Raw genomic sequence first — 5,415 nt, 5'->3', positions numbered from 1 at the left:
CCAAGAATTATGGGTATCGGACCGGTAAAGGCCATTCCAAAAGCGTTATCTCAAGCTGGATTGACATTAAATGATATCGATTTAATTGAATTGAATGAAGCATTTGCTTCTCAGGCATTAGCCGTAACTCGAGAATTAGGTTTAAATCCTGATATTATTAACGTAAACGGAGGAGCAATTGCTTTAGGTCATCCACTTGGTTGTACAGGTGCAAAATTATCGGTACAATTATTTGAAGAAATGAAATTAAGAAAATCTAAATACGGAATAGTTTCGATGTGTGTTGGAACAGGACAAGGAACTGCTGGGATTTTCGAATTGATGTAAAATAATTAGAGGAACACAGATTTGAGAAATTTTTAAAATTTTATTAATTTCTTCAATCTGTGTACCAAAATAAAAACTTTAAAATAATATAAAAATGGAAGATATCACAAGAGGAGGACAGTTCCTTGTAAAAGAAACAAAGTGCGAAAATGTTTTCACTCCAGAAGATTTTAACGAAGAACAAATTATGATGCGTGATTCTGTTAAAGAATTCGTAGATAAAGAACTTTGGGCACATAAAGATAAATTTGAGAAAAAAGATTACGCATATACCGAACAATGTATGCGAAATGCGGGTGCATTAGGGTTTTTAGGAGTTGCAGTTCCAGAAGCGTATGGCGGATTAGGAATGGGATTTGTAAATACAGCTTTAGTCTGCGATTATATTTCAGGAGCAACAGGTTCGTTTTCAACCGCTTTTGGTGCGCATACAGGAATTGGAACAATGCCAATTACATTGTATGGAACTGAAGAACAAAAACAAAAATATGTACCCAAATTAGCTTCTGGCGAATGGTTTGGTTCATATTGTTTAACTGAACCAGGTGCCGGTTCGGATGCAAATTCTGGAAAAACTAAAGCGGTTTTATCTGCTGATGGAACACATTATTTAATCTCAGGACAAAAAATGTGGATTTCAAATGCTGGATTTTGTAATGTAATGATTGTTTTTGCTCGTATCGAAGATGATAAAAACATTACAGGTTTTATTGTAGAATACGATAGAGAAAATACAAACGGAATCACTTTAGGTGAAGAAGAACATAAATTAGGTATTCGCGCAAGTTCAACACGTCAAGTTTTCTTTAATGAAACTAAAGTTCCTGTTGAAAATATGTTAGCTGGTAGAGGTGAAGGTTTCAAAATTGCAATGAATGCTTTAAATGTCGGTCGAATTAAATTAGCAGCTGCTTGTTTGGAAGCACAAAGAAGAACCATTTCTGGAGCTGTAAATTACGCCAACGAAAGAATTCAGTTTAATACACCAATATCAAGTTTTGGTGCCATTCAAGCTAAATTAGCAGAGATTACCACAAATTGTTATGTAGATGAAAGTGCAACTTACAGAGCTGCTGGAGATATTCAAAACAGAATTGAAACTCGTGAAGCGGAAGGTAATTCTCAACAAGAGGCAGAGTTAAAAGGTGTAGAAGAATATGCCATTGAATGTTCTATTTTAAAAGTTGCCGTTTCAGAAGATGTGCAACATTGTACTGATGAAGGTATTCAAATTTTTGGTGGAATGGGATTCTCTGAAGATACACCAATGGAATCGGCTTGGAGAGATGCCCGTATTGCTCGTATTTATGAAGGGACAAACGAAATTAATCGTATGCTTTCTGTAGGAATGTTGGTTAAAAAAGCGATGAAAGGCCATGTTGATTTAATTGGTCCAGCTATGGCTGTAGCCGAAGAATTAATGGGAATTCCATCTTTTGATGTGCCTGATTATTCAGAATTTTTAGCAGAAGAAAAAGAAATGGTTGCTAAATTGAAAAAAGCATTTTTAATGGTAGCAGGAGCGGCTGTTCAAAAATTTGGAGCTGAATTAGAAGCGCATCAACAACTTTTAATGGCTGCAGCCGATATGTTAATTGAAATTTATATGGCAGAAAGTGCCGTTTTGAGAACTGAAAAAATGGCAAAAAAATTAGGTACTGATAAAGTAAGTGACCAACTTGCTATGACTCAATTGTACTTATATAATGCGGTTGATATTGTTACTCAGAAAGGAAAAGAAGGAATTGTTTCTTTCGCAGAAGGCGACGAGCAACGTATGATGTTAATGGGATTACGCCGTTATACAAAATATTTAAATATGCCAAACGTAGTGAAATTACGTGAGCAAATTGCTGCTAAAGTCATCGCGGAAAATAAATATTGTTTTTAATATTTAATTAGTTTGTGTAAAAAAGTCCTGAGAAATCAGGACTTTTTTTATTGAATTTTTTTTCAGTCTCTTGTTTAAAAAACCGAAATTTATTATCTAATTTCCAATTAAGTATTCACTTCTAAATCTTTAATATAATCTTCATTTTCATAGAAAAACCGTTCAAAAGCATCCATTTTATCATAGAAAAAATTAAAAATGGTTTCCCAATCTGTTTTTCGGTTCAAACTCACATCTGATAGTTCTACCCAAACACGACTTATAATTTTACCACTTTCTAAATAATGCTCTCTGTCAAAAATAACATCTGTCAAAAATTCATTCACCAAAATTTCTTTTAAAGATTCCACTTTCTCAAAATAGATTTTTCGTTTATTTTCGTCTTTTGGTTCAATATCTAACATTACATAAGCTTTTTTATTATCCACATTAAATTTAAACGTAACGTCTTTAATTTTAGTGTTATACAGCAACCATTTTCTTGGATATTCGTTTCCAAAAGTGCTCCAAAATTCTTTCTTTATTAATTGCGCGTCAGCTTTACTATACATTTTTGTAATTATTTTTTGTAACTTTATAAAATAGAAATCTAAAAATGGAATTCACTCACTTTATAAATAATATCGCAAATTTAAAGAAAGAAAAGTTGTTAGCCACAGATGCGCACATAAAAATGGCACCTTTGGAACGAATATCTTATCTAAAGGACAAATCGTATTCTGAAATTGAACCCAAAAATGCCGCAGTTTTAATGTTGGTGTATCCAAAAAATGAAATGGCACATTTAGCTTTAATTGTACGCAATACCTATCCTGGAGTGCATTGCATTCTTCTCAAATTAGTTTTCCAGGCGGAAAAGAAGAATTTGAAGATGGAACATTAGAATTTACAGCACTTAGAGAAACCGAAGAAGAAGTTGGCGTTCAAATGAATAAAGTTGAAATTATTAGACAATGTAGTGAGATTTATATTCCGCCAAGTAATTTTTTAGTTACTCCATATTTAGGTTTTTCAAAGGAAAATTTACAATTTATTCCGAATCCCGATGAAGTGCAACGCGTATTAGAATTCCCAATTCATCAACTGCTTAATGATAAAACTATCGTACAAACGAAAATGACTACTTCTTATGCTGTAAATATTGATGTACCTGCTTTTGAAGTCGAAAATTTCTTAATTTGGGGTGCTACTGCAATGATGCTCAGCGAGTTAAAAGAGTTAATTAAAAACGCAATGAAGTAGTATAAAATTACTAAATTTGCATCGTTTTTAAAACGCAATTCGTATGGGATTATTCAAAAGAAATCCGTTTGGACATATATTATTCATCAAAAAATGGTTAATCCGTATTTTTGGTGCATTAACTCATAGTAGATACAGAAGTTTTAATAATTTACAAATTGATGGCTCGGATATTATTCGAAATTTACCAGATAGAAACGTGCTTTTTATTTCCAATCATCAAACGTATTTTGCAGATGTAACCGCTATGTTTCACGTGTTTAACGCAGCTTTAAAAGGACGGGAAAATAATATTAAAAATGTATTTTACTTGTGGCAGCCGAAATTAAATATTTATTACGTTGCAGCTAAAGAAACAATGCAAGAAGGTTTATTGCCAAGAATTTTAGCTTATGTTGGTGCTATTACTGTAGAACGAACTTGGCGTGCTGAAGGTAAAGATGTGCAAAGAGATGTGAATCCGAATGATACTGAAAATATTAAAATTGCATTAGAAGATGGTTGGGTAATTACATTTCCGCAAGGAACTACCCGTTCTTTTAAACCAGTACGAAAAGGAACGGCACATATAATTAAGCAACATAAACCAATTGTTGTACCAATTGTAATTGATGGGTTTAGAAGATCATTCGATAGAAAAGGATTGTTTGTAAAGAAAAAAGGGATTTTGCAATCAATGGAAATTAAGCCGCCATTAGATATAGACTACGAAAACGATTCAATCGAAAAAATCGTTGAACAAATAGAATATGCCATTGAACAACACGCTTCGTTTTTAAAAGTAATTCCTCTGGAAGATTTAGAAGAAGCTTCTAAATTAGATAGAGAACGTCAATGGAAATATTAAAAAAAGTCCTGATAAAATTTTATCAGGACTTTTTTTAATACTCTATTTTCTGTAGCTCATTATAATTTCGTTTTAATCTTCTTAACAGAAAACCATACAACAATTTGTAAAATAAATAGAAAACTAAAATTAAAAACAGCACTAATAAAGCACAACAAATAACAAATAAATATTCGTATTTATCTAATAAGACGCTTAAATTGGCATCATATTTACTTTGAAAGTATACTACAATTATTCCTGTTATCCCAGCAATTATTAAATTATACCAAACATAATATTTTACAATTTTTCTTGTCTTAATGATGTCTTTCATTAAATTATTTACTGATGAAGTGGCACTTATGTTTCTTAAATTTTTGTAGAAATAAAATATAAAAACCAACAATACCAGTATATTAAATATAGTAACGGTTTTCTCAATTTCATAAATATGAATTTGATTGAGTTTGTTTTTTAAATTTTCATCATAAAATAACGACAAATCCATTAGTCTTAAAACTAAGAATTCAACTATACTAATAATAAAAATCCATTTTACAATAGAAGAAGAACTTTTGTGCAACATACCATAAATTTCATTTTCTGAAACTTGTTTAAATTGCCCATCGTTTTTCTTCCAATCTTTTTTTAATAATTCTAATTCATCCATAAGTTACGGATTTAATGTTTTTTTAAGTTTCCCTTTAATTCTGTTCATTTTCACACGTGCATTCACTTCGCTAATCCCCAGTGTTTCTGATATTTCAGTGTAATCTTTGTCTTCTAAATATAAAAACATCAAAGCTTTGTCTATGTCATTTAACTCCGCAATGGCTTTATACATTAATTTTAATTGTTCTTCTTCTTCAAAATTATATTCATCTGTTTTGATACGATGAAATTCTGAGTCAAAAGGCGTAGTTTCAATACTTCTTTTCTTTTTGCGATATAAAGTAATTGCTGTATTTAGTCCTACACGATAGGCCCAAGTAGTAAATTTTGATTCCCCTCTAAATTTCGGAAACGCTTTCCATAACTGAATAGTAATTTCTTGAAACAAATCATTATGCGCGTCTTGATCAGAAGTATAAAGTCTACAAATTTTGTGGACAATATTCTGATTTGC

Annotated in this window: 7 protein-coding genes and 1 pseudogene; 5 read left to right on the top strand and 3 right to left on the bottom strand. The window is 31.4% G+C overall.

Going from position 1 to position 5,415, the window contains the following annotated elements; all coding sequences use genetic code 11:
* Window positions 1–327: pseudogene (locus KA468_RS10445) on the top strand (acetyl-CoA C-acyltransferase); the annotation flags it as partial.
* A 94-nt stretch (window positions 328–421) separates the two neighbouring features.
* Window positions 422–2,218 carry an acyl-CoA dehydrogenase family protein gene (locus tag KA468_RS10440; RefSeq protein WP_291242877.1) on the top strand — a complete coding sequence of 599 codons (1,797 nt, stop codon included), beginning with the start codon at window positions 422–424 and terminating at the stop codon, window positions 2,216–2,218.
* A gap of 107 nt (window positions 2,219–2,325) precedes the next feature.
* Here the strand turns inward: KA468_RS10440 and KA468_RS10435 are convergent, their stop codons facing one another.
* Window positions 2,326–2,769: a DUF4268 domain-containing protein gene (locus KA468_RS10435; RefSeq protein ID WP_291242876.1), complete on the bottom strand. Its 444-nt coding sequence runs from the start codon at window positions 2,767–2,769 to the stop codon at window positions 2,326–2,328.
* 44 nt (window positions 2,770–2,813) lie between these two features.
* Here KA468_RS10435 and KA468_RS11110 point away from each other — a divergent pair, with 44 nt between their 5' ends.
* From KA468_RS11110 to KA468_RS10425, 3 genes are read left to right on the top strand one after another with little or no spacing between them, the layout of a single operon-like run.
* A complete protein-coding gene (locus KA468_RS11110; protein WP_366933138.1) occupies window positions 2,814–3,101 on the top strand; it encodes a hypothetical protein in 288 nt (95 codons plus the stop codon).
* Complete coding sequence (locus KA468_RS11105) at window positions 3,041–3,460, top strand: CoA pyrophosphatase (RefSeq protein ID WP_366933137.1); 420 nt, start codon at window positions 3,041–3,043, stop codon at window positions 3,458–3,460. Before KA468_RS11110 ends, KA468_RS11105 begins: the two co-directional genes overlap by 61 nt.
* A 43-nt stretch (window positions 3,461–3,503) precedes the next feature.
* The gene (locus KA468_RS10425; protein WP_291242875.1) at window positions 3,504–4,307 is read left to right on the top strand and encodes a 1-acyl-sn-glycerol-3-phosphate acyltransferase; all 804 of its coding nucleotides are present in this window, start codon (window positions 3,504–3,506) and stop codon (window positions 4,305–4,307) included.
* Window positions 4,308–4,341: 34 nt separating this feature from the next.
* Here KA468_RS10425 and KA468_RS10420 read toward each other — a convergent pair whose 3' ends face one another.
* Complete coding sequence (locus tag KA468_RS10420) at window positions 4,342–4,959, bottom strand: hypothetical protein (RefSeq protein ID WP_291242874.1); 618 nt, start codon at window positions 4,957–4,959, stop codon at window positions 4,342–4,344.
* 3 nt (window positions 4,960–4,962) lie between these two features.
* A partial coding sequence (locus KA468_RS10415) for a sigma-70 family RNA polymerase sigma factor (protein ID WP_291242873.1) occupies window positions 4,963–5,415 on the bottom strand: 453 nt, incomplete at its 5' end.

Origin of the sequence: Flavobacterium sp., from assembly GCF_017985075.1 — a bacterium.
Classification (GTDB): domain Bacteria; phylum Bacteroidota; class Bacteroidia; order Flavobacteriales; family Flavobacteriaceae; genus Flavobacterium.
This window is presented reverse-complemented; position numbering and strand designations above follow the sequence as displayed.